This window comes from Arthrobacter sp. KKT183 (assembly GCF_055657625.1).
In genome coordinates, this window is sequence record NZ_CM145770.1 from 1,319,531 (window position 1) to 1,343,035 (window position 23,505).

Annotated in this window: 18 protein-coding genes; 12 read left to right on the forward strand and 6 right to left on the reverse strand. The window is 63.5% G+C overall.

Translation table 11 applies throughout. The features are described 5' to 3' along the window. The first annotated feature begins 168 nt into the window (after positions 1-168). The 3 genes from ACZ2GY_RS06290 (at position 169) to ACZ2GY_RS06300 (ending at position 6,504) form a co-directional block, all read left to right on the forward strand. Entirely contained in the window at positions 169-3,582 is a 3,414-nt protein-coding gene (locus tag ACZ2GY_RS06290) for a pyruvate carboxylase (protein WP_471673305.1), read from the forward strand. A gap of 75 nt (positions 3,583-3,657) precedes the next feature. Further along, positions 3,658-5,088, forward strand: a complete 1,431-nt coding sequence (locus ACZ2GY_RS06295; protein WP_471673306.1) for a nucleotide-binding protein — start codon at positions 3,658-3,660, stop codon at positions 5,086-5,088. 3 nt (positions 5,089-5,091) lie between these two features. Continuing rightward, positions 5,092-6,504, forward strand: coding sequence for a mycothione reductase (locus ACZ2GY_RS06300; protein WP_471673307.1), 1,413 nt, complete (start codon positions 5,092-5,094; stop codon positions 6,502-6,504). Between the two features lie 4 nt (positions 6,505-6,508). On the opposite strand, the gene ACZ2GY_RS06305 is transcribed toward ACZ2GY_RS06300, so the two are convergent. Further along, positions 6,509-8,326 (reverse strand): AMP-dependent synthetase/ligase, encoded by a 1,818-nt coding sequence (locus tag ACZ2GY_RS06305; protein WP_471673308.1) that lies wholly within the window; start codon positions 8,324-8,326, stop codon positions 6,509-6,511. 156 nt (positions 8,327-8,482) lie between these two features. On the opposite strand from ACZ2GY_RS06305, the gene ACZ2GY_RS06310 reads away from it, so the two are divergent. Beyond that, positions 8,483-9,613 carry an ROK family glucokinase gene (locus tag ACZ2GY_RS06310; protein WP_471673309.1) on the forward strand — a complete coding sequence of 377 codons (1,131 nt, stop codon included), beginning with the start codon at positions 8,483-8,485 and terminating at the stop codon, positions 9,611-9,613. A 15-nt stretch (positions 9,614-9,628) separates the two neighbouring features. Here ACZ2GY_RS06310 and ACZ2GY_RS06315 read toward each other — a convergent pair whose 3' ends face one another. Both ACZ2GY_RS06315 and ACZ2GY_RS06320 read right to left on the reverse strand, forming a co-directional pair. Further along, a complete protein-coding gene (locus ACZ2GY_RS06315) occupies positions 9,629-10,087 on the reverse strand; it encodes a hypothetical protein (protein WP_471673310.1) in 459 nt (152 codons plus the stop codon). After that, positions 10,084-10,947, reverse strand: coding sequence for an alpha/beta hydrolase (locus ACZ2GY_RS06320; protein WP_471673311.1), 864 nt, complete (start codon positions 10,945-10,947; stop codon positions 10,084-10,086). Before ACZ2GY_RS06320 ends, ACZ2GY_RS06315 begins: the two co-directional genes overlap by 4 nt. A 52-nt stretch (positions 10,948-10,999) precedes the next feature. Between ACZ2GY_RS06320 and ACZ2GY_RS06325 the strand changes: the two genes are divergently transcribed. Both ACZ2GY_RS06325 and ACZ2GY_RS06330 read left to right on the forward strand, forming a co-directional pair. After that, positions 11,000-11,956, forward strand: a complete 957-nt coding sequence (locus tag ACZ2GY_RS06325; RefSeq protein ID WP_277357832.1) for a lysophospholipid acyltransferase family protein — start codon at positions 11,000-11,002, stop codon at positions 11,954-11,956. Positions 11,957-12,022: 66 nt separating this feature from the next. Continuing rightward, positions 12,023-13,393 (forward strand): class II 3-deoxy-7-phosphoheptulonate synthase, encoded by a 1,371-nt coding sequence (locus ACZ2GY_RS06330; protein ID WP_056547105.1) that lies wholly within the window; start codon positions 12,023-12,025, stop codon positions 13,391-13,393. Positions 13,394-13,425: 32 nt separating this feature from the next. Here the strand turns inward: ACZ2GY_RS06330 and pknB are convergent, their stop codons facing one another. Together pknB and ACZ2GY_RS06340 are read right to left on the reverse strand one after the other, a co-directional pair. Beyond that, the gene (pknB, locus tag ACZ2GY_RS06335; protein ID WP_277357831.1) at positions 13,426-15,531 is read right to left on the reverse strand and encodes a Stk1 family PASTA domain-containing Ser/Thr kinase; all 2,106 of its coding nucleotides are present in this window, start codon (positions 15,529-15,531) and stop codon (positions 13,426-13,428) included. A 91-nt stretch (positions 15,532-15,622) separates the two neighbouring features. Beyond that, complete coding sequence (locus tag ACZ2GY_RS06340) at positions 15,623-17,212, reverse strand: LysM peptidoglycan-binding domain-containing protein (RefSeq protein WP_471673312.1); 1,590 nt, start codon at positions 17,210-17,212, stop codon at positions 15,623-15,625. 270 nt (positions 17,213-17,482) lie between these two features. On the opposite strand from ACZ2GY_RS06340, the gene ACZ2GY_RS06345 reads away from it, so the two are divergent. Next, on the forward strand, positions 17,483-17,836 hold the full coding sequence (locus ACZ2GY_RS06345) for an Rv2175c family DNA-binding protein (protein ID WP_056547110.1): 354 nt from the start codon (positions 17,483-17,485) through the stop codon (positions 17,834-17,836). A gap of 9 nt (positions 17,837-17,845) precedes the next feature. Here ACZ2GY_RS06345 and ACZ2GY_RS06350 read toward each other — a convergent pair whose 3' ends face one another. Beyond that, positions 17,846-18,955 (reverse strand): polyprenyl synthetase family protein, encoded by a 1,110-nt coding sequence (locus ACZ2GY_RS06350; protein WP_346028375.1) that lies wholly within the window; start codon positions 18,953-18,955, stop codon positions 17,846-17,848. 93 nt (positions 18,956-19,048) lie between these two features. Here ACZ2GY_RS06350 and dinB point away from each other — a divergent pair, with 93 nt between their 5' ends. The 5 genes from dinB (at position 19,049) to ftsL (ending at position 23,476) form a co-directional block, all read left to right on the forward strand. Further along, entirely contained in the window at positions 19,049-20,326 is a 1,278-nt protein-coding gene (gene dinB / locus ACZ2GY_RS06355) for a DNA polymerase IV (protein ID WP_471673313.1), read from the forward strand. A gap of 177 nt (positions 20,327-20,503) precedes the next feature. Continuing rightward, the gene (locus tag ACZ2GY_RS06360) at positions 20,504-20,881 is read left to right on the forward strand and encodes a DUF3040 domain-containing protein (RefSeq protein ID WP_277357858.1); all 378 of its coding nucleotides are present in this window, start codon (positions 20,504-20,506) and stop codon (positions 20,879-20,881) included. 284 nt (positions 20,882-21,165) lie between these two features. Beyond that, on the forward strand, positions 21,166-21,597 hold the full coding sequence (mraZ, locus tag ACZ2GY_RS06365) for a division/cell wall cluster transcriptional repressor MraZ (RefSeq protein WP_056547768.1): 432 nt from the start codon (positions 21,166-21,168) through the stop codon (positions 21,595-21,597). 218 nt (positions 21,598-21,815) lie between these two features. After that, the gene (gene rsmH, locus ACZ2GY_RS06370) at positions 21,816-22,808 is read left to right on the forward strand and encodes a 16S rRNA (cytosine(1402)-N(4))-methyltransferase RsmH (protein ID WP_346028373.1); all 993 of its coding nucleotides are present in this window, start codon (positions 21,816-21,818) and stop codon (positions 22,806-22,808) included. Further along, a complete protein-coding gene (gene ftsL, locus ACZ2GY_RS06375) occupies positions 22,805-23,476 on the forward strand; it encodes a cell division protein FtsL (RefSeq protein ID WP_277357826.1) in 672 nt (223 codons plus the stop codon). The genes rsmH and ftsL overlap by 4 nt, the downstream gene beginning before the upstream one ends. Positions 23,477-23,505: the final 29 nt, after the last annotated feature.

Genomic DNA, 23,505 nt, shown 5'->3' on the forward strand with positions numbered 1-23,505 from the left:
CCTATTCATCATAGGTGGACCGATAGTTCCGACGAACTCGGCTCTACGGTGGGGCGCGACAAGAAGTTACCGGCTCGTGAACGCAGATTACTGTGACCAGAAAGACCAAATGTAGGCTGGGGACGCTAAGTTGTCGTTCCATCGAACCCGCAAGAGCACAGGAGAGCAATGTTCTCGAAGATTCTGGTAGCCAACCGAGGCGAAATCGCCATTCGTGCGTTCCGGGCGGGTTTTGAAACCGGCGCCAAGACGGTAGCGGTTTTCCCGCAGGAGGACCGCAACTCGATCCACCGGCAGAAGGCCGATGAGGCGTACCTGATCGGTGAGGAAGGCCATCCGGTCCGCGCGTATCTGGACGTCGATGAGATCGTTCGGGTAGCCAAGGAGGCGGGCTGCGACGCAATCTATCCTGGCTATGGTTTCCTTTCGGAGAACCCGAACCTTGCACGCGCAGCGGCCGACGCCGGGATCACCTTCGTGGGCCCGCCGGCTGATGTGCTGGAGCTGGCCGGCAACAAGGTCCGTGCGCTGGAAGCAGCCCGTCAGGCTGGTATCCCGGTTTTGAAGTCTTCACAGCCGAGTGCCGATCTTGAGGAGCTGGTATCGGCGGCGGATGAGATTGGTTTCCCGATTTTCGCAAAGGCGGTCGCCGGTGGCGGCGGCCGCGGTATGCGCCGGGTGGACAAACGGGAGGACCTGCGTGAAGCCCTTGAGGCGGCGATGCGCGAGGCAGACTCCGCGTTCGGTGACCCGACCATGTTCCTTGAGCAGGCGGTCCTGCGCCCGCGGCATATTGAGGTTCAGATCCTCGCCGACGCCGAGGGCAACGTGATGCACCTGTTTGAGCGGGATTGTTCCCTGCAGCGCCGTCACCAGAAGGTGATTGAGATCGCTCCGGCACCGAACCTTGATGAGAACATCCGTCAGGCGCTGTACCGTGACGCGGTCGCGTTCGCGAAGGCTTTGAATTACGTGAACGCGGGAACGGTGGAGTTCCTCGTGGACACGGTCGGTGAGCGCGCCGGGCAGCACGTCTTCATTGAGATGAACCCGCGTATCCAGGTGGAGCACACGGTGACGGAGGAAGTCACCGACGTCGACCTCGTCCAGTCACAGCTACGCATAGCAGCGGGGGAGACGCTGGCGGATCTTGGCCTGTCGCAGGATTCAGTGCGGCTTCGGGGTGCTGCCCTGCAGTCCCGGATCACCACGGAGGACCCGGCGAACGGGTTCCGCCCGGATGTCGGGAAGATCACCGCGTACCGGTCGGCCGGCGGCGCGGGTGTGCGCCTGGACGGTGGCACGGTCTATGCGGGCGCTGAGATCAGCCCGCACTTCGACTCGATGTTGGTGAAGCTCACCTGCCGCGGCCGGGACTATGAATCCGCGGTCCGCAGGGCACGCCGCGCGCTGGCGGAGTTCAGGGTGCGTGGGGTGTCGACGAACATCTCATTCCTTCAGGCGGTACTGGAGGATCCGGACTTCATCGCCGGTAACGTCGCCACCTCGTTCATCGATGAGCGCCCCGAACTGCTCACGGCCCGGGTCTCCGCTGACCGTGGCACGAAACTGCTGAACTGGCTCGCTGATGTCACCGTGAATAAGCCCAACGGGGAACTCACGGTTGAGCTTGACCCAGCCGAGAAGCTACCGGAAATCACCGAGCCGGAGCAGGACACGGCGAAGCGTCCGGGAAGCCGGCAGCGGCTGCAGGAATTGGGTCCGGAGGGTTTCGCTGCGGAGTTGCGCGCGCAGACGGCGTTGGCGGTCACTGACACCACGTTCCGGGATGCTCACCAATCGCTGTTGGCGACCCGGGTCCGTACCCGTGACCTTGCCGCGGCAGGTGCGGCGGTCTCGGCGAAGATGCCGGAACTGCTCTCTGTCGAGGCGTGGGGCGGGGCTACCTATGATGTCGCGCTGCGCTTCCTGGGCGAGGACCCGTGGGAGCGGCTCGCTGTGCTGCGCGCCGAGATGCCCAACGTGTGTCTGCAGATGCTGTTGCGTGGCCGCAACACGGTCGGCTATACCCCGTACCCGGAAGCGGTCACCGAAGCGTTCGTGCAGGAAGCCGCAGCGACGGGTATCGATATCTTCCGGATCTTCGATGCCCTGAACGATGTTTCGCAGATGGAACCGGCGATCCGCGCCGTCCGGGACACCGGAACCGCCGTCGCCGAAGTGGCCCTGTGCTACACCTCGGACATGCTCGATCCGGAGGAAAAGCTCTATACCCTGGATTACTACCTCGAGCTTGCGCAGCGCATCGTCGACGCCGGTGCGCACATCCTTGCAATCAAGGACATGGCGGGGCTGCTGCGCCCGGCGGCGGCGGCGAAGCTTGTCACCGCGCTGCGTGAGCGGTTCGACCTGCCGGTCCACCTGCACACCCATGACACCGCGGGTGGTCAGTTGGCCACCCTGCTGGCGGCTTCCAACGCCGGGGTCGACGCCGTCGATGTCGCCAGCGCTTCATTGGCCGGAACCACCAGCCAGCCCTCTGCCTCCGCTCTGGTCGCAGCCCTCGCGCACACCGAACGTGACACCGGCATGTCGCTGGAGGCTGTGAGCTCCCTGGAGCCGTACTGGGAAGCAGTGCGGCGGGTGTACGCCCCGTTCGAGTCCGGGCTGCCCGGGCCGACGGGCCGTGTCTACCGGCACGAGATTCCTGGCGGTCAGCTCTCCAACCTCCGCCAGCAGGCCATTGCCCTGGGTCTGGGTGAGCGGTTCGAAGCCGTCGAGGACATGTACACGGCGGCGGACCGGATGCTCGGCCGGCTGGTGAAGGTCACCCCGTCCTCCAAGGTCGTCGGGGACCTCGCCCTGCAGCTCGTGGGCTCGAACGTGGACCCTGCCGCGTTCGAGGAGAACCCGCAAAGCTACGACATCCCGGATTCCGTGATCGGGTTCCTCAGCGGTGAACTCGGCGACCCGCCCGGAGGCTGGCCTGAACCGTTCCGCACCAAGGCCCTGCAGGGACGCACCATCAAGGTCCGCGACGCGGACCTGGCCGCCGAAGACCAGCAGGCACTGGCGGGCGACTCGGCGACCCGCCGCGCCACGTTGAACCGGTTGTTGTTCGCAGGGCCCACGAAGGACTTCCAGACCACTCGGGATACCTTTGGAGACGTGTCCGTCCTGGACACCCGCGATTACCTCTTTGGGTTGCAGCAGGGCAGCGAGCACGTCATCGAACTCGAGAAGGGTGTCCGCCTCATCGCCACCCTCGAGGCAGTCTCTGAACCGGACGAGAAGGGCATGCGGACCGTGATGTGCACCCTCAACGGGCAGATGCGCCCCGTCGTCGTACGCGACCGCAGTGTCCACAGTGACGTCAAGGCCGCCGAGAAAGCCGACCCTGCCCAGCCCGGTCACGTCGCCGCACCGTTCGCGGGCGCCGTCACAGTCAGCGTGGCTGAAGGTGACACCGTCCAGGCAGGTGACACTGTCGCAACCATTGAAGCAATGAAGATGGAAGCAGGCATCACCACCACCGTCGGCGGAACCGTCAAACGGCTCGCTATCGGCGCCATCGAACAGGTACAAGGCGGCGACCTCCTCCTGGTCATCGATCCCTCCTGAAAGGTGCCTGCGCTAAGGTGATGCAGAATCCACCTGCGGTGTCCCGCTGCGGGTGTTATGCGAGCGTGAGGAATTATGGCGAACGAGAAGAAGCCGGCAGAGCGGTCCAAGGACGGGGTCGGCGTGCCGCAGGAGTCGGATGAGGCCGTAATGACTGGAGACCAGTCCGCTGGCGAGACGGCCCCTGGCGGCGCCGGCACGGCACAGTCAGACGAGCAGGCGGGCTCGGATGAGGCGCAACACCCAGCACCGGAAGCGGCCGGGGAGTACACGCTGAGCTCTGAGGACGACGCCGCTTCACCGGATGGCGCTGATCTGGGCGGTCCTGCGGTGGTCCAGGCGCCGCTGCCGGACCGGCTGCCGCACATCGGGATCACCCCCGCCACGGATGGGCAGCGCCCGGGACAACATCCGACCGATTCTTCCGAGCTCACCCTGGCCGACAGCGACATCCGGCTCTCCGAGGATGAGGAGTTGACCGGTTGGCAGCCGTCAGGCGGACGTGGCAGCGAACTACCTGCTGTCCCTCAGGCTGTTACCCCCGCATCCCCTGACCGCAGCGCGCGGCGGAACAGGGAAGAGGGTCCGGAGCCGGCGTCGTCGCTCACGGCAGACAGACTGTTGGCGTCACAGCAGCGTGCTCCCATCAGCGGATGGCGGTACTGGCTGTACAAGGCGACCTTCGGCTACCTGAACCTCGGCGATTCGGACGCCGTGCGCATCCGCCGTGCGCTTGAGCACCGGGTGAGCGTCCGATTGGGAGAGCGGACCCGGTACGTCCCGGTGCTTTCCCGCAAGGGCGGCGTCGGGAAGACAACGGTGACTACCCTGCTCGGAATGGCTCTGGCAGACATCCGCGAGGACCGGATCATTGCCATGGACGCCAACCCGGACCGCGGCACGCTCTCCGACCGGTCGCCGGGCAAAGCCGACTTCACCGCGCGCCAACTGGTGCAGAACCGGTTCATGGTCGATTCCTTCGCACAGCTGTCCAGTTATGTTGCACGGGACGGCTCGCGCCTTCACGTGCTCGCCTCCGACACCGATCCCGCTGTTGCCCAGGCGTTCGATGACGCTGATTACCGCGCGGTGACGGACATCCTCGGACGGTACTACTCGATCGTCCTCACTGACTCCGGCACCGGTATGGTGCACTCGGTTATGAAGGGGACCCTCGAGAAAGCCGACGCCGTCGTCCTCGTTTCAGGCGGCAGCGTCGACGAGGCGCGCCTTGCGTCCGAAACGCTGTCCTGGCTTGAAGCGCACGGCCGGCATGATTTGGTGGCCAAGGCAATCGTGGTGGTCAACATGTCCTCCGGGAACCGCACGGAGGTCAACGTCAACGAGATCGAGGAACACTTCCGTTCCCGTGTCGGCACTGTTGTGCGCATCCCGTATGACCGCCATCTCGCCGAGGGCTCCCGCGTGGAGCTTTCCAAACTGCAGACCCGCACCAGGGATGCAGTGGTTGAGCTCGCCGCGCTTGTTGTAGATCAGCTGCACTGACCCGTGACCCACTACGACCTCGCGATTATCGGGTCCGGCTCCGGCAACACCATCATCACGCCTGAGTGGGATGACAAAAGAATCGCGATCATCGAAGGCGGGACTTTCGGCGGAACCTGCCTGAACGTGGGCTGCATCCCGACCAAGATGTTCGTCTACCCGGCGGAGCTGGCCCGTGCAGCTGACGAGGCCGGCCGCCTCGGAGTGGACCTGCAGCACGCCGGAACACGCTGGACAGACCTGCGGGACCGGATTTTCACCCGCATCGACAGCATCTCCGACGCAGGGCGTGTCTACCGGGCCGATGAACTGCAGCATGTTGACCTGTACGAGGAAGACGTACGTTTCACCGGCGACCACTCTCTGAGAACGAACGCCGGCACCGAGATCACTGCTGATCAGGTGGTCGTCGCGGCAGGCTCGCGGGCAGTGATTCCGGACATTCCAGGACTGGACCTGCCACAGGTCCACACCTCGGACACCGTCATGCGGCTGGAGGAACAGCCACGAAGGATGCTGATTATCGGTGGCGGGTACATTGCAGCCGAGTTCGCGCACATCTTCTCTGCCCTCGGTACTGATGTCACCCTCGCGGTGCGGTCGGGACACATGCTGCGCTCCCTCGACGACACCATTTCCGAACGTTTCACGGAGAAGGCACTGGCGCAGTGGAAGGTTCTTACCCGACACCAGGTCAACAGAGTGGACGCCAACGCCGACGGATCGGTCACCGCTAACGTCACTGGACCTGACGGAACCGCTCTGTCTGTGGAAGCCGACGTCGTGCTTGTCGCGACCGGACGCACGCCGAACAGCGACCGGGTGGGTGCAGCGGCGGTCGGTTTCGACGAAACCGAAGACGGCCGGATTGCGGTTGACCCGTTCCAGCGAGTGCTGAGGGACGGCAAGCCCGTACCCGGAGTCTGGGCACTCGGGGACATCTCAAGCCCCTTCCAGCTCAAGCACGTCGCTAACCATGAGGCGCGGGTGGTATCCCACAACCTGCTTCATCCGGAGGCCCTGCATACCAGCGATCACCGTTATGTGCCCGCAGCCGTCTTCACCAGGCCACAGATCGCGACCGTGGGTCTTACCGAAGAGCAGGCACTGGAACGCGCGGAGCGAACTGGTTCACGCGTTGCGGTGGCCGTCCAGCAGTACGGGTCAACCGCCTACGGGTGGGCGATGGAAGACACCACGGGCATCGTGAAGGTGCTCGCGGAGGAAGACAGCGGCATCATCCTCGGCGCACACATCATGGGACATGAAGCCTCGAACCTGATCCAGCCGATCATTCAGGCAATGCACTTCGGCCTGGACGCGTTCACCATGGCCCGCGGCCAGTACTGGATTCACCCTGCGCTGACCGAGGTGGTGGAGAACGCCCTGCTTTCGCTGAAGGCGCCCTCCACCTGAGAACCTACGCCTGCTGCATGCGCTGCTGCGCGTAGATTTCCTCAACCACCGTGGAGTAGTCCTTGAGCACCTGCGCGCGCTTGATCTTCATCGACGGCGTGAGATGACCGCTTGCCTCTGTGAAGTCCTGCTCAACGATGCGGAATACCTTGATCGCCTCCGCCTGGCTGACCGACTCATTGGCGGAATCCACGAGCGCCTGGATTTCTGCGCGGACCGCGGGATGATTCGCCGCTTCAGCCATCGTGGTTCCGGCAGGAAGGTCGTGACGCTCAAGCCATCCGGGCAAAGCTTCCTCATCGAGGGTTATCAAAGCGGAGATGAACGGCCTCTGATCTCCCACAACAACACACTGGGACACGAGCGCGTTGGCGCGGATGGTGTCCTCCAGCTGTGCCGGGACGACGTTCTTGCCGCTGGCCGTCACAATAATTTCCTTCTTGCGCCCCGTGATGCTCAGGAAACCGTCCTCGTCGAGTTGCCCAATGTCGCCGGTGTGGAACCAGCCGTCGGTGAAGGCTTCCTCCGTGAGATCGGGACGCTTGAAATAGCCTTTCAGGACGCAGACGCCCTTGGTGAGGATTTCACCGTCGTCCGCGATCCTGACTGCGTTGCCCGGCAGCGGCGCACCCACCGTGCCGATCTTGATCTTCTGCGGCGTGCTGACTGAGATGGGCGCCGTGGTTTCAGTCAGCCCGTACCCCTCGAGCACCATCAGCCCGATGCCATGGAAGAAGTGGCCGAGCCGGTCGCCCAGCGGCGCGCCGCCTGACACAGCATGCTGGACCCTGCCGCCCATAGCGGTCCGGATTTTGCCATAGAGCAGCTTGTCGAAGATGGCGTGCTTGACCTTCAGGCCGAGGCCCACCTTGCCCGCCTGGTCGGCTTTCGACCAGGCGATCGCGACATCGACGCCGGCATGGAAAATCTTGCCCTTGCCGTTGTCCTCGGCCTTCAGCATGGAGTTGTTGTAGACCTTCTCGAACACGCGCGGTACAGCCAGAATGAAGGTCGGCTTGTAGCTTTGCAGGTCCGGAAGCAGGTTCTTGATGTCCGGTGTGTGCGCAACGGTGGCGCCGGCGGCAACGCAGAGCACCGAGATGAACCGGGCGAAGACGTGCGCGAGGGGCAGAAACATGATGGTCTGCGCGCCCTCGTGTGCAACTTCGGGCAGTGCCGCCGCCGCGTTCTCCGACAACTCAACGAAGTTGCCGTGCGTCAGTTCGCACCCCTTGGGCTTTCCGGTTGTCCCGGACGTGTAGATGATGGTCGCTACATCGTCGAGACCCGCGATCAGGCGCCGCTCCTCAAGCGCTGCATCATCAATGGCCGCCCCGGCTTCCCTGAGGGTATCGAGCCCGCCGCCGTCAAACTGCCACACATCGCGGAACCCCTCCAGGTTCTCCGAGGCAACTGCCTGACGCACCACGTTCTCGTGGCGGCCAGACTCCACGAAAGCAGCGACTGCACCGGAATCACCAAGGATCCAAGCGACCTGCGACGGCGACGACGTTTCATACACAGGCACGGAGACAGCCCCCGCGAACCAGACGGCAAAATCAACCAGAGCCCACTCATACCGGGTACGCGCCATGATCGCGACGCGGTCGCCCGCTTCCACACCTGACGCCATCAGGCCCTTGGCGATCCTGCGAACATCGGAAAGGAAGTCCGTTGCGCGGATATCGGACCATTGCCCTGAGGCGTCCTTCGTGGCAAAAAGGGCAGGATTGCTCTGTTTCTCCGCCTGCTTCACCACGAGGTGCGTAGTGTTGTTGTCCCGAGGGACCTTCACCTTGACCGGAACGCTGAATTCGCGCACGGGAATCTCCTTTGATCTTCATCACATCCTGTGAGTGGCCCTAGCCTATAGCTTTTCCCGGGAGCTCTTACTCTCCAGTAATGTACAAAACGGTAACGGTGAACCGCAGTCAGCAACGCGGTGCAGTCCCAGAACGACGGCGGGAGGCCGGTACCCATGCAGACGGAACGAGAAGAGCGTCCCACGGCAGGCGGAAACCGTTTCGGCGGCGGAAGCCGCCAACCCCTTGGATCGCCGCTGGCCGCCGGCTCCCGTTACGCGGCGCGCCCGTTGCGTGCACGGGGTCTTGCCATCGGCATCGACATCGGCGGGACCAAGGTTGCAGCCGGGGTCGTGGATCCGGACGGCACCATCGTGGCCTCTGCCCGCAGGGAAACTCCCGGCCAGGATCCGCGTGCAGTGGAAAGAGTCATCGCTGACCTGGTGCGGGAGCTTGGAAGCGGTCGCCGCATCCGGTCAGTCGGGATCGGCGCCGCCGGGTGGATGGACCTCGACAACGGGACGGTCCTGTTCAGCCCGCACCTTGCCTGGCGCAACGAACCATTGAGAGCCAACCTGGAGAAGGCGCTGCGGCGGCGCGTCACCGTGCTCAATGATGCCGACGCCGCCGCCTGGGCCGAATGGCGTTTCGGTGCAGGGCGTGGGGAACCGCGGCTCGTCCTCATCACGCTGGGCACCGGAATAGGCGGCGCAATGATCATGGGCGGTGTGCTTGAGCGCGGACGCCACGGCGTGGCGGGGGAGTTCGGCCACCAAATCATCGTGCCGAACGGGCATCGCTGCGAGTGTGGAAACCGTGGTTGCTGGGAGCAGTACGCCTCGGGCAACGCCCTGGGCAGGGAAGCCCGCGAGCTGGCGTCCGCCAATTCACCGGTGGCGCAAACGCTGCTGCGGGAGGTGAATGGCAACATCGACGCCATCACCGGAGCAGTGGTCACACGCCTGGCGCTTCGTGGCGACCCGGTGTGCCGGGAGTTGATTGACGACGTCGGTCAGTGGCTTGGCCTTGGCCTCGCGAATCTCGGTGCCGCCCTGGACCCGGGGACCTTTGTCATCGGTGGCGGACTCGGCGCCGCCGGGCAGCTCCTCATTGACCCGGCGCGGCGAATCTTCGAACGTAATCTGACCGGACGCGGCTTCCGTCCCGCCGCCATGATCATCTCAGCAGCGCTGGGTCCGGATGCCGGCCTCGTCGGCGCCGCGGACCTCTCACGGATCAGATACCGCCCATTGTTGGGCAGGGCTTACGGAAATGCGCCGTCGGGACGTTTCCGTGAGCGGCGCTAAGCCGCCGGCGGCAAGTTAGACCTCCGCGCCGTCGTCGTCGTAATCACGGGTTTTCGGAAGGCGGAAAATCAGGAACGTCACGCTCGCAATGAAGATCCCGACGATTCCCAGCATCACGGTGGTGGAGACTGACCGCCAGAACATTGCAATCAGCATGAGCGCTACTGGGCCGCCCACCGCGCACAGCCAGGCCAGCACCACGAGGGGATCTCCCACGCCGAGGGCCGGAGGTTCGGGCGGCTGGTAGGTGCCGTCATCCTCATGTTCGGATGCCGAGTAATCCCGGGGGCCGGGCGGCGCCGGTGCAGGCTGGTTGTCGAAGATCGCCCGAACGCGCTCCTCGGCGGTGGGTGCAGGTCCTGATGCCTGACGTTCGGGAAAGTCACTGCTGGGGCTTTCTTCCAACCGCGCGACGAGGTCCTGCCAGACGGCGTCGTCAGTGGATTCGTTAGGGTCCTGTGCTCGGGGACTCATGCGGTGGTACCTGCTGTCACGTGCTCGATGAATGCTGCGGAGCGCTCGAAGATGAGCTCCTGGTCGTGGTCCATGGTGGCCACGTGGTAGCTGTTCTCCAACCGTATTACTTCCAAGTGTGCGCTCCCAATGCGCCTTTGTAGAACTTCCAGGCTGCTTTCCGGCACAATCCTGTCCACATTGGACCGGAAGACCAGCGTGGGTGCGGTGACCTGGGGGAGCCGGTCGGTGGTGTCGCGAAAAAGCTGCGCAAGCTGGTGGACTGCAGCGACCGGCGTACGGGGATACGCCCGCTCGTCCATGCCCTCCTTCCGGATGTCATTGCCGATCGAGGGGACCGACCGGAGCAGGTACTTCAGTACGCCGGCGTAACGGGCGCGCGGATCGCCCATGGTGAGGCCGGGATTTACGACGACGACGCCGGCCACCGGTTCCAGCGCCGCCAACCGCAGAGCGAGGGCACCACCCATCGACAGTCCTGCCACGACCACCGCGTCAGTATTTCGAGCCAGATCCTGATACGCCGTGTCGATCCCCTCGTACCAGCGCTCCCAGGGTGTCCTTGCGAGCTCCTGCCAGGTGGTGCCGTGCCCGGCCAGCAACGGGAGCCGCACGGCAAAGCCGTAATCAGCCAGGTACCGGGCCCAGCCAGCCACGCTCGCCGGCGAGCCGGTGAAGCCATGGCTCAGAAGAACCCCAATACGTGCGTTATTTCCTGAACCGTTCGAGGAGAACGCTGCGAGAGTGGGGTCGGCCGTCATGATTCCAATGGTGTCATCGCGTTCCGCGGACTGCCAGTGACGTCCCGCACACTGTCCGCCCGTAGAGTAGTGTTCCAAGAACCCGTTTGCGGAAGGCATGGTTTTGCCTGTTCCCAGGTAATCGGAACATCCACGCAGGAAGGCTGGCAGAGTGTTCTACTGGATCATGAAGAGGATCTTTATTGGTCCACTTGTGAATCTCTTGTTCAGGCCATGGGTCAAGGGACTGGATAACATTCCGGCAACCGGTGCAGCTGTCATCGTGAGCAACCACCTATCTTTCTCGGATTCGATCTTCCTTCCACTTGCAGTGCCGCGTCCTGTGGTGTTTCTGGCTAAATCCGAGTACTTCACAGGCAAGGGCCTGAAAGGAAAGCTGACCGCTGCGTTTTTTCGGCTGACAAACCAGCTGCCGATGGATCGTTCCGGGGGCGCCGCGTCCGCCACGTCGCTGTCGGCAGGAGAAGAAATCCTGAAGTCCGGTGCGTTGCTGGGTATCTATCCCGAGGGAACGCGTAGCCCGGACGGCAGGCTTTACCGCGGAAAGACCGGCGTTGCCAAGCTGATCCTCGCAACCGGGGTACCGGTCATTCCGGTTGCCATGATCGGTACGGACAAGGTGCAGCCCATCGGAAGACGGATCCCGAATATTCGCCGTGTGGGCATCATCGTCGGGGAGCCGATGGACTTCCGGCGCTATGCAGGGATGGGCGAGGACCGCTTCATTCAACGTTCCGTGACCGATGAAATCATGTATGCGCTCATGCGGCTCTCCGGTCAGGAGTATGTCGACGTCTACGCCAGCAGCGTCAAGGAGCGTCTCGCCAGCGCGAAGACGGCAGGCAGGAAGACCAGCAAGAAGGCGGAGCGGATCGCGGATCCGTCCCGTCAGGCCGCCGTCCGGCTGGAAGGCTCTGCTCCGGCAGACGTATTTCAGCCGTCGTCGGACACCTCCTTGCCGCCAAGTACCGAAGGTCCGTTGCCCGGTGAAGTACGAACCATCGGACATGACCCTGGCGAGGCCTCTGATGAGACGCCGGACCCTCCTGCCGCACCCCGGCGAACACGGAAAAGGCACGAGGGCGATTCCAGCAGCCGGGCTATGTGACGGGACGGGCGCTGCCGCATGACAGGGGAGTCCGCCGGCATCGGGTATAGCCATTAGGCTTAAGTAGTGACCGAAACAACCGTTACCTCCGCTTCCCGTTCAGCAGCACCCGATCATGGGCTGGATATCTGGCGGGAGCTGGCAATCTCCCAGCAGCCCAGCTGGCAGGACTCCACGGTTCACCGGTCTTCTCTCGACGAGCTCTCCACGCTGCCGCCGCTTGTTTTCGCAGGTGAGGTGGATGTGTTGCGTGAGCGGCTCGCCGCCGCTGCCCAGGGTAAGGCGTTCCTCCTGCAGGGGGGCGATTGCGCGGAGACTTTCGAGGGCGCCACCGCAGACAGAATCAGCGCTCGTGTAAAGACCATCCTCCAGATGGCCGTAGTCCTCACGTACGGTGCCTCGCTTCCTGTCATCAAGATGGGACGCATGGCCGGCCAGTTCGCGAAGCCGCGTTCATCGAACGATGAAACCCGCGAAGGCGTGACCCTACCGGCATACCGCGGGGACATGGTGAACGGGTATGACTTCACGCCGGAGAGCCGTGGTCATGACGCCTCCCGGATGGTGCGGGCGTACCACACCTCCGCATCGACGCTCAATCTGATTCGCGCCTTCACCCAGGGCGGATTTGCAGACCTCCGTCTCGTCCACCACTGGAATAAGGGCTTCACTGCCAATCCGGCCCACTCGCGGTACGAATCGCTGGCGCGCGAAATTGACCGCGCCGTCCGCTTCATGGAAGCCTGCGGCGCCGATTTTGATGCCTTGACCCGCGTCGAGTTCTTCGCCAGCCATGAGGCCCTGCTGCTTGAGTATGAGCGCGCATTGACCCGCACCGACTCACGCACAGGCCTGCCTTATGACACGTCGGCACACTTCCTGTGGATCGGCGAGCGAACGAGGGATATCGACGGCGCTCACATTGATTTCCTGTCACGCGTACGCAACCCGATTGGGGTGAAGCTTGGCCCCGGTACGTCGCCGGATGATGCGTTGGCACTCATTGACAAGCTGGACCCCAACAGGGAGCCGGGCCGCCTCACGTTTATCACCCGGATGGGCGCCAAGAATATCCGCGAGAAGCTGCCCAACCTCGTGTCAAAGGTGACTGATTCCGGCGCCAAGGTCCTCTGGGTAACTGATCCAATGCACGGCAACACGGTCACTTCCCCCAACGGGTACAAGACCCGCAATTTCGACGATGTCATGGATGAGGTGCGCGGTTTCTTTGAGGTACACAACGAACTCGGCACCTTCCCGGGCGGCCTTCACGTTGAGATGACCGGTGATGACGTCGCGGAGTGCCTCGGCGGAGCGGACCCGATCGATCAGGAAGCGTTCCTCGACCGCTATGAGTCCGTGTGTGATCCACGCCTGAATCACATGCAGTCCCTCGAGATGGCTTTCCTTGTGGCCGGGGCGCTGTCCCGACGCTAACCGGCGCAGCTACCTTCGCCGGTGCTTCGATCTCACGTCACGGTAATGGTGACCGTTGATCCTTCGGGATGCTCGCCCGTGAGGTCCTGGCCGGCAACGAGGCCCAGCACCGGGCGGCCGAAGGCGTAGTTCACCTTGACCGTGAACCCGGCCTCCTCCAGTGCGGCGATGGCTTCCGCCTCACGTTCGGAGAATACGTCGGGAACAGCAATGATGCGCGGGCCGTCGGAGAGAGTCAGCGTCACTGACCCGCCCGGAGGCAGCTGCCCCTCTGCCGGTGTCTGTACCAGGACGGATCCGGCCGGTACTTTGATGTCATTGACCGGCGCGGGCTCGATTAGCGGGGTCAGCCCGGCGCCCGCCAGGATGCTGACCGCTTCTTCCTCCGGCAGGCCCACAACGGAAGGAACCGAGACCGGCTCCGGTCCCCGTGAAACCGTCAGGCTCACGGGGGTGCCCGCGGGAACCTGTTCACCTGCTGCTGGAGTAGTCGCGATCACCGCGCCGTCGGCAACGGTGTCACTGAACTGCGGCGTCACTTCTCCTACTTCGAAACCGGCGGCGACCAGTGTGGCCGCCGCTGTTGCCTCAGCGAGACCGACGACCTCCGGAATCGCGAAAAGTTCCGGTCCCAGCGACACCAGGAGCTGAATCTCCTCCCAGGGCCTCACCGTAGCGGTTGCCTCCGGCTCGCTGGCGATCACAAGGCCCTCCGCGACGGAATCAGAATAGGACGGCTCCGCGCTCGAGGATAGGCCGGCCTGGGCCAGCAATGCCTGCGCTGCGCTTACTGAGCGGCTGGAAACATCGGGAACGGCCACCAGCGCGCCCGGACCCACACCGAAGAACCAGCCGGCTATTGCCGCCAGCGCTGCGAGCAGTGCGAGCAAGAGAATGAGAAAGGCATTCCTGCGCCGTGCATTGCCTGGCCGCAGGGTCTTTTCCGGGCGCTGTACGGCCCGTGCCTGCTCTTTGCGGTAGGTCTTGAAGTCCCTCGCAGCGAGCTTCTCTCGTGCGGCTGAATCCAGCTGCCGCTGCGGCATGGATCCTGCAACCGGCGTGGAGCCCAGGACTGTGGTGTGGTGGGAACTGTTTCCCAGCACAGTTGTCGGAGAGCCCGGGGCGCCGATGACCTCCGTTGGATATGGATGCGATCCCGCTACGTCTGTGGACGAGTGCGCTGCGCCGATGATCTCCGTACGTTCGGCGCCGTCGGAGGCCGCTGCTTCTTCGCCGCCTGGTGCCGAACCGGCGCGGTGGTCGCTGCCGTGGTCGAGCTCGTCATCGCTCAGGGTGGTTCGAATGTGCCGCAACTCGCCGAGGAGGGCATTGCCGTCGATAGGGCGTTCTTCGGGATCAACCGCGGTGCACCAAAGCACCAGTTCGTCGAGGTCCTCTGCCAGTCCCGGAACGATCGTGGAGGGCGCGGGAACCCGCGAGTTCACGTGCTGGAACGCAACCTGGATGGGCGCTTCACCGGAGTATGGCTGCCTGCCCGTGAGGAGCTCGAACAGGACGATGCCAGCCGAATAGATGTCGCTGCGCGCGTCCGCGGCTCCGCCTGTCACCAGCTCCGGTGGGAAGTAGGCCGCCGTGCCCACCAGCGTTCCGGTATGGGTTGCGGCCGAGACCGCACGGGCAAGACCAAAATCGGCAATCTTGATTCCACCGCGTTCGGACAGCAGGACGTTCTCCGGCTTGACATCCCTGTGAATGAGCCCGGCATCATGTGCCGCTCCCAGTCCCTCAACCACTGGATCAAGAATCGCGAGAGCTTGGCGGGGCGTCAGCCGTCCCCGTTCGGTGAGGAGGTCCCGGAGGGTCTTGCCCGGTACATACTCCATTACGAGGTAGGCGACGCTTTGCCCTGGTCCGTCTTCCACGCCCTGGTCCAGTACCCCGACCACGTGCGGGTGCGAAAGCCTGGCCGCTGACTTCGCTTCGCGCTCGAAACGCTCGAGGAAGCGCTCGTCTTCTGCGAGGTGCGGATAGAGAACCTTCAGCGCGACGTCGCGTTCCAGCCGTTCGTCGGTGGCAAGGTAGACGGTCGACATGCCGCCGCTCGCCAGCCGTGAACGAACGTGGTAGCGCCCGTCTACAACGGTGTCTACCAGTGAGTCCTTCGGCCGCTCCCGCACTCTTCGATACTAAGTGAAGCAGCGGCCGGCGCCCGCACCAACACAGGTCGGTCGGGCGCCGGCCGCTGAACCCGCAGGGGGCGGTGGTCGCCTACCGGAAGTTTTTCTGGTGCGCCTTGATCGCTGCCACATAATTCTTGGTGTCTGCGAACATGCCGTGGGTTTTCACCGAATACTGGCCCTGGTAGTAGGACGCGATCGCTGTATCCAGGTTGGGGCTGGTCCGGATCAGCGCCTTGATGATCGCCACACCGGCGGTTGCATTGTCATAGGGATCCAGCAGATTCAGCTTCCGGCCAACGAGATCGGAAGCCCATTCGCCGGACATCGGGATGACCTGCATGGCACCGATGGCGTTCGCCGGTGAGACAGCCCGCTGATTGAACCCCGACTCCTGGTAGGAGAAGGCGAGCGCAAGGCTTGGGTCTACGCCCATTTTGCGGGCAGTGTCAGCGACAATCGCTTTCATCTGGGCCTGCGAGGGAACCGGAAGGCCGTTCAGCGTGTGCTTGTTCTTATTGGCTTCCGCAACCACTGCATCCGGGTAGGTGTAGTGGAGGAAGGTCGATGGAACGAGGTCCGCCGGCTTCTGTTCCGGGGCAGCCTTGGACCCACCGGGGATCGTGAGCTTCTTTCCGGGGTAGATGATGGTGGTGGCGCTCAACTTGTTGGCGGAGAGCAGCGCGCTGAGGCTGACTCCATGCCTGCCGGCGATGCCGCCGAGCGTATCGCCGGCCTTGATCGTGTACGAGCCGCCGGCCGTTGGGGCGGACGGCTTCGGTGCTGCGGGCTTCGGACTTGTCTGAACAGCAACGCTCGACCCGCCGGTCAGCTTGATTTTCTGGCCAGGATGAATGATCGAGCTCATGGAGAGCCCGTTCGCCGAAAGGATGGATCCCAGACTCACATTGTGGCGGGCAGCGATCGCACCCAGCGTGTCACCTGGTTTCACCACATAAGTTGCGCCGGATGCCGATGCGGCGGGCTTTGGAGCTGACGGCTTGGGGGTTGTCGCCTTGGGCGCCGGCGCCGGCGCCGGCGCCGGCGTTGCGGATGAACCCGAGAGCTTGATCTTCTGGCCCGGGTGGATGATGGACGTCATCGACAGCCCATTTGCCGTCAGAACCGACGAGAGGCTGACACCGTGGCGGGCAGCGATTGCTCCCAGAGTATCGCCGGACTTCACTGTGTACGTTGCGGAGGACTGCTGCTTGGGCGGAGCAGTCTGCTTCACCGGAGCCTCAGATGCCGACGAACCCGCCAGCTTGATCTTCTGGCCGGGGTGGATGATGGAGTTGACCTTCAACCCGTTCGCTTTCAGGACCGCGTGCATGCTCAGCCCGTGACGGACTGCGATGCCGCTGATGGTGTCTCCCGCACGGACCACGTACGTTGTGGCGCTGCTCTGCATGGGAACAATCCGCGGTACCTGCGTTGCCACCAGGGCCGCGGGAATCATGGCGCCGGTCGCACTGGCAGCGGCCGGCATGGTCTTCAATGGCTGGTACGCGCTATGGCCTGCGGCCGACGCGGCGGCTGCCGGTGCTGCAAGTGCAAGCGACGAAAGAACGACGGCGGGTATCGCTGCGGAAGACACTGCGATACCGATTCCACGGTTTCGGAAAGGCGTGGTGCAGGCGGCTGGCACGTTCAGCGGCGATGACGGGCGCTGGGCGGTCATGGTCTGTCCTCATCTGTAATGGCGGGCTGGGCCGCATGGCAGGGCAGGGAGCAACAGTCGATGCCGCCGTAATCCCCGAACCCCATGGTGCAGTTGATACACAAGTTGTTACTGTTACCTGTGTGACTTATGTGAATCTACACCATGGGTCGTTTACCACAACAGCTCAAAAAGTCTCAGTATTTGCGCAGTTTCGGCGCGTCGGTGATTCCATCCTGACTGCAGCTGCTGAGTGGAGTTAGGGCAGCAAGGCATGGCACGCTTAAGGGCGTGAATACACTGGAGAACCTCGTGGGCAGCTGGCTCACCCTTCCCGATGTCGCGGAAGCGCTTGATCTGTCCATCACCAAGGTTCATGGACTCATCAATGAGCGGGCGTTGGTGTCGGTTCGCGTTACTGATCGTGGAATCCGCTCAGTGCCTGCGGAATTTATCGATGACGGGCACGTCCTGGAAAGCCTCAAGGGGACGGTCGTTGTACTCGGCGACTCAGGGTTCTCGGATGAAGAGATCATTCGCTGGCTCTTCACGGAAGACGAGTCTCTGCCGGGCCGGCCGGTCGATGCGCTGAAAGCGGGGCGCAAAACCGAGATCCGTCGCCGTGCGCAATCCTCGGCGTGGTAGCCGCCCTGTTCAGGCCACTCGCGTAACGGCAGCTTCCGCAAGAACGGAGAGCGCGTCTCTGCAGGGCGGATCGAGGGGGAGTGCCTCCAGCGATTTGTAGCTGGCGCGGGCACGTTCGGCTATCAACGCCTCCACCTCGTCGCGGGCACCTGTTGCGTCAATGATGCGCTGCAGTTCCAGCACTTCGTCCTGGCTCAGGCCTTCTCGGCCAAGGCCGGCATTGAGGGTCCTGGCCTGGTCTGCGCTGCAAGCCTGCAGCGCCTTGGCAATCAGCACCGTTCGCTTTCCCTCCCGCAGGTCATCGCCGGCGGGCTTGCCGGTGAGCGCCGGGTTGCCATACACGCCCAGGAGATCGTCCCGCAGTTGGAAAGCTTCCCCGAGGGGGAGTGCAAAGCCGGAGTAGCCGGCGAGCAACGACGGCGATGCTCCCGCGAGAGCGCCCCCAATGCACAGCGGATGCTCCGTGGAGTATTTGGCGGATTTGAAGCGCACGATGCTCAGTGCCTGCTGAACTGCAACATCCGGGTGCCGATCAGGCCCGACTGCCTCTTCCAGGAGATCCAGATACTGGCCGGCCATGACTTCCGTGCGCATCCTGTTGAATATTGCGCGGGCTTCAGCGGTTCGCTTAGGTGCGGCGGTGATCGAAGCGAATGCTTCTTCGCTGAGAGACAGGCACAGGTCACCCGCGAGGATCGCAGCGCCGGTTCCGAAATGTCCGGCATCCAGATGCCAGCCGCCGTCGTCATGAAGGGTCTCGAACTGTTTGTGCACACTGGGGGCTCCGCGCCTGAGATCCGAGCGGTCAATGATGTCGTCATGAATGAGCGCAGCTGCCTGAAACAGTTCCAGGGACATGCCCGCCAGAACGACGCCGTCGTCATCCGCTGCGCCTCCGGCGCCTCGCCAGCCCCAGTAGCACAGCAGCGGACGCATCTTCTTGCCACCGGAGGCCAACCGTTCTATCGCATCGACAAGCACTGCACTGTCGGACGACACCGTTTCGAGGATGGACCGCTGCGCTGAGAGGAAGCGGGAGGTAGCTTCGGTAAGCGACTTCCTGAAGCGATCCTGCTCATCCTGCACGGGAGTGGAAAGAGCAGCGATACCGTCAGTCATAGGCTCAGTCTAGGTGCTGCCCTCCCAGGCGAAGCTGCTTCAGGTGCATCCCGCCCACCGATTCCGTGGGCGCGCAGCAGTAGGATGGTTCGCATGCCCGTCCGTTCCGACCTCGCGGGAATCGAGGACGCGGATTGCACAATCCTCCATGTGGACATGGACGCCTTCTATGTCTCAGTGGAGTTGCTTTCCCGCCCAGACCTGCAGGGCAAGGCTGTTATCGCCGGCTCGCCGTCAGGTCGGTCGGTGGTGCTGTCGGCCTCCTACGAAGCACGGCGGTTCGGGGTGCGCTCCGCGATGCCCATGGTCAACGCCCTGCGGCTCTGCCCCCATGCCGTCGTCCTCGAACCGCACCACCACCTTTATGCCGAGGTGTCGGCGTCCGTCATGGAAATCTTCGGCTCAGTCACGCCTATGGTGGAACAGCTGAGCGTCGACGAGGCTTTCCTCGACGTCGCCGGGTCGATCCGGCGACTGGGTTCACCCAGGACAATCGGCGAGTTGATCCGAACAATGATCCACCGGGAACTTGGAATAACGGCGAGCGTGGGTATTGCCTCCACAAAGTTTGTCGCGAAAATTGCTTCCACCCGCGCGAAGCCGGACGGGCTGCTGCTGATTCCAGCGGCGCGAACCGTGGAATATCTCCACACCCTTCCGGTGTCGGCGCTCTGGGGTGTCGGCGCCAAAACCCAGGAGGTTCTTGCACGGTTGGGGATCAGGACCGTGGAGGACGTCGCGCGCACTCCCGTGTCGGTCCTCCAGCGGACTCTCGGCGCCACCGGTGCCCATGTCCACCGGCTTGCCTGGGGGCAGGACCCCCGTCCGGTAACCGTCAGCAGGCAGGAGAAAAGTATCGGTGCCGAGGAAACGTTTGCATCCGATGTCGATGACGATGATCTCCTTCGGGCAGAACTGCTTCGCCTGTCGCACCGCACAGCCACGCGCCTTCGTTCCGCAGGGCTGCAGACAGGAGGGGTGTCACTGAAGGTTCGCTACGCTGACTTCTCCACCCTGACCCGGTCACGGCGCCTCCCCGAACCTGCCGACAGCGCGCATGCCTTATATGCGGCAGCGTGTCAGCTCCTGGAATCGCTGGGTGAGCGCCCGCTGAGCGTTCGGCTCATCGGAATCCGGGCGGAGCGGCTCGAAGGCGCTGCGGGCACTTCACATCAGCTGACGATCGACCGCCAGGATGACAATTGGCGCCTCGCAGAGCAGGTACTCGACAAGGTGAACGGCAAATTCGGTGCGTCGATGGTCTTGCCTGCGCGGCTGCTCAAACCGCCGTCCGGCGCGAGGGGCGGGCACCCTGCCGACGGGCAGCCAAAACGCCGGGATACCGGCGGGCAGGGGCCGGCCGGCGGGTGACTGTGGCTTTCCCTTCGGGTGATTGCAAACTATCCTTAGCAGTAGGGATCAATTAGGCGTTGACCCACTCAGATCAGCATGCTGAAGCGCATCGCGGCGGCAGCAGCCGGGAACCAGTTCACGGCTGAACTCGTTGTTGGGTTTGAGGGATTCGGTATTAGTAGCAAGGAGGCAGTGATGGCACTCTCGGAACACGAGCAGCGGCTGCTTGACCAGTTGGAACAACAGCTTCATGCCGACGATCCCAAGTTCGCCCACTCCATGGCATCAAACACCGGTCGCTCGATGTCCACGCGCCGCATCGTGCTCGGATCGCTTGTGACCGTCGCTGGCTTGGCGGTCCTGCTTTTGGGCATCTGGAATCAGTTCATCCCGGTAGGAGTGGCGGGTTTCCTCATCATGGGTGCCGGCGTGTACTACGCCACCACAAGGTCGAAGGTGGACGGCGCGGCCCCTGGTGCCGGTAAAGTCGCAAAGGCCTCCAGTTCTCCGCGTGGCAGTTTCCTCAGCAGTCTCGAAGAAAAGTGGGACGAGCGTAAACGGGACCAACCCTAAACCACCCACTTCCTCCACTTTCCCCCACAGGGCCGGCCGAAAGGCTGGTCCTGCGGCATTTAATGCGGTTCGACCCGGAACTGATCAATCGCTGACCCTGTTGCCCCCCAACTACCCTCCACTCTCCACCACACGCCAGATACCGCACAGCTACGCGGATTTCCCGGGCGAACGAATCGAGAAACGCTCGGAGGGACATTGACTGTGGAGGATTGTGGAGTAAAGTGGAGGCTATAAGAGCGTAGTGGCAGCGCTTGGCTCTCATGACGGACGGGCGGTGGCGAATGTTCCTCGGAACACACTCGCCGCGGTTGGACGAGAAGGGACGGTTGATCCTTCCGGCCAAGTTCCGCGACGAGCTGAGCGAGGGTTTGGTTCTGACCCGGGGGCAGGAGCGCTGCATCTACGTTTTTAGCCAGCGGGAGTTCGTCAAGGTCCATGAGCAGATGCGTGAGGCGCCAATCTCATCGCGTCAGTCCAGGGACTACATTCGGGTATTTCTGTCGGGTGCCTCGGATGAGGTTCCGGACAAGCAGGGCAGGGTAACCATCCCCCCAATGCTGCGGACCTACGCAGGGCTGGACCGGGAGCTCGCAGTGATCGGAGCGGGAAGCCGCGCGGAGATCTGGGATGCGACCGCCTGGAATGACTACCTCGAAGAGAAGGAAACCGCCTTCTCTGAAACAGACGAAGATGCACTGCCGGGAATTATCTGACAGCTGCGAACAAGCGAGACACAGAGCAGTACAGCAAGACCGAGTTGACCGAGGATCTTCGATGAGACCTCCAGCCGCCCAGCCGGCCGACTACCTGGATCACCTTCCCCGGAGCCAGGCAGGCGGAAGCCCGGAGCGGATGGGGATCTGATTGAAGTACCACGGCAACGGATTCACGCAGGCTCAGCCTGAACAGGACAGCAGGAAGGAGCGGGTGAATGGGGGAGGAGCGTCCCACTCAGGAGCGGCATACTCCCGTTCTGCTGGATCGGTGCATCAATCTCCTCGCTCCCGCGATCGAGGCCGCCGGTGAGGGGGCCGTCGTCGTCGATGCGACCCTCGGCATGGGTGGTCACTCCGAGGCACTGCTTCAGCGGTTCAGTGAACTTCACCTCGTGGGTATCGACCGCGACCGGCAGGCCTTGCGGCTTGCCGGAGAGCGGTTGGCACCGTATCGGAACCGCACCGACCTCGTCCATGCGGTGTACGACGAAATCCCTTCGGTCCTTGAAGACCTCGGCATCGCACGGGTCCACGGTGTGCTCTTCGATCTCGGTGTCTCGTCCCTTCAACTGGACGAGCGTGACCGCGGATTCGCCTACTCCTATGACGCCCCCCTCGACATGAGGATGGACACGAGCACCGGGCAGAGCGCCGCGGATGTCGTCAACACCTACTCCGAGGAAGAGCTGCGACGCATCATCCGTACCTGGGGCGAGGAGAAGTTCGCAGGACGGATTGCGTCCGGAATCGTCTCGGCCCGGGAGGCAAAGCCGTTCACCACGACGGGCGAGCTGGTCGAGGCAATCCGCTCCGTGGTTCCCGCGGGAGCGGCAAGGACCGGAGGTCATCCGGCGAAGCGGACCTTCCAGGCTCTGCGTATCGAGGTCAACGAAGAGCTCACCGTGCTGACGCGTGCTATTCCTGCCGCACTCGAATCGACGGACGTGTTGGGAAGAGTGGTTGTGATGTCCTACCACTCCCTTGAGGACAAGATCGTGAAAGCCGCGTTCTCAGCGGGAACGCGATCGTCCGCACCCGTCGGATTCCCGGTGGAGCTCGAGGAACACAAGCCTTACCTCAAGACATTGACCAAGGGCACGGAGGCTCCTACCGACCAGGAGATCGCTGACAACCCGCGCGCCGCATCGGCAAAGCTCAGGGCAGTGGAACGCACCAGATCCAACACAACAGACAGGAACGCGAGATGAGCCAATCAGTGCAGCAAAGGCCGTCTGTGCGTCACAGCGCTCATGCAGCGGCCGGCGCAGTAGCCGGAAACACCGCCCGCGCGCTGCAGCACCCGGCAGTGTCCAGTCCCGCGGTGCAGCCGGGACGGGAACGACGCCGGACCCCACTCTCGGTGGTCCCGGCCGCACCCACGCGTGGCCGGGTCCCATTCGCTGTGTTCTCCATGGCCGCGCTGATCGCAGCCCTGGTGGTGGTGCTCATGCTGAACATCTCCGTCTCGAGCAGCCAGTACAAACTGGTCTCGCTGCGCGGTGAAGAGGTTGCACTTGCCGAGCGGAACCAGGCGCTGACGCAGCAGCTGGAGAACCTCCGCGCACCGCAGAACCTCGCATCAGCGGCGCACGAACTCGACATGGTGGCCTCCCCGACTTTTGGGACCATTGATGTAAATTCGTTGGCAGTCACCGGAAGCCCGGAGCCAGCCAAGGAGTCGGATGCACCGCCAGTTCTCGTGCCGGCACCTGCCGTGAACGTGCCGAGCCAGGCCGCCGCGCCGACGCCTGCGAATGAGCCGGCGGAACCGTCCGCACCAGCGGAACCCGCCGTACCGGACGCGGCCGCCGCACCGGAAGCGACCGTCGACGACGGGACAATCCCCGCACCGGCGCAGACTAAGCCCGGACAGTAAGAGACCGCAGTACACCAACGCAGCGAGGA

Coding starts and splice junctions, on each gene's coding strand:
- mraZ (WP_056547768.1), top strand. CDS start 21,166: ATGTTCCTCGGAACACACTCGCCGCGGTTGGACGAGAAGGGACGGTTG.
- ACZ2GY_RS06320 (WP_471673311.1), bottom strand. CDS start 10,947: ATGCCTTCCGCAAACGGGTTCTTGGAACACTACTCTACGGGCGGACAG.
- ACZ2GY_RS06295 (WP_471673306.1), top strand. CDS start 3,658: ATGGCGAACGAGAAGAAGCCGGCAGAGCGGTCCAAGGACGGGGTCGGC.
- ACZ2GY_RS06310 (WP_471673309.1), top strand. CDS start 8,483: ATGCAGACGGAACGAGAAGAGCGTCCCACGGCAGGCGGAAACCGTTTC.
- ACZ2GY_RS06340 (WP_471673312.1), bottom strand. CDS start 17,212: ATGACCGCCCAGCGCCCGTCATCGCCGCTGAACGTGCCAGCCGCCTGC.
- ftsL (WP_277357826.1), top strand. CDS start 22,805: ATGAGCCAATCAGTGCAGCAAAGGCCGTCTGTGCGTCACAGCGCTCAT.
- ACZ2GY_RS06350 (WP_346028375.1), bottom strand. CDS start 18,955: ATGACTGACGGTATCGCTGCTCTTTCCACTCCCGTGCAGGATGAGCAG.
- rsmH (WP_346028373.1), top strand. CDS start 21,816: ATGGGGGAGGAGCGTCCCACTCAGGAGCGGCATACTCCCGTTCTGCTG.
- ACZ2GY_RS06290 (WP_471673305.1), top strand. CDS start 169: ATGTTCTCGAAGATTCTGGTAGCCAACCGAGGCGAAATCGCCATTCGT.
- ACZ2GY_RS06315 (WP_471673310.1), bottom strand. CDS start 10,087: ATGAGTCCCCGAGCACAGGACCCTAACGAATCCACTGACGACGCCGTC.
- dinB (WP_471673313.1), top strand. CDS start 19,049: ATGCCCGTCCGTTCCGACCTCGCGGGAATCGAGGACGCGGATTGCACA.
- ACZ2GY_RS06360 (WP_277357858.1), top strand. CDS start 20,504: ATGGCACTCTCGGAACACGAGCAGCGGCTGCTTGACCAGTTGGAACAA.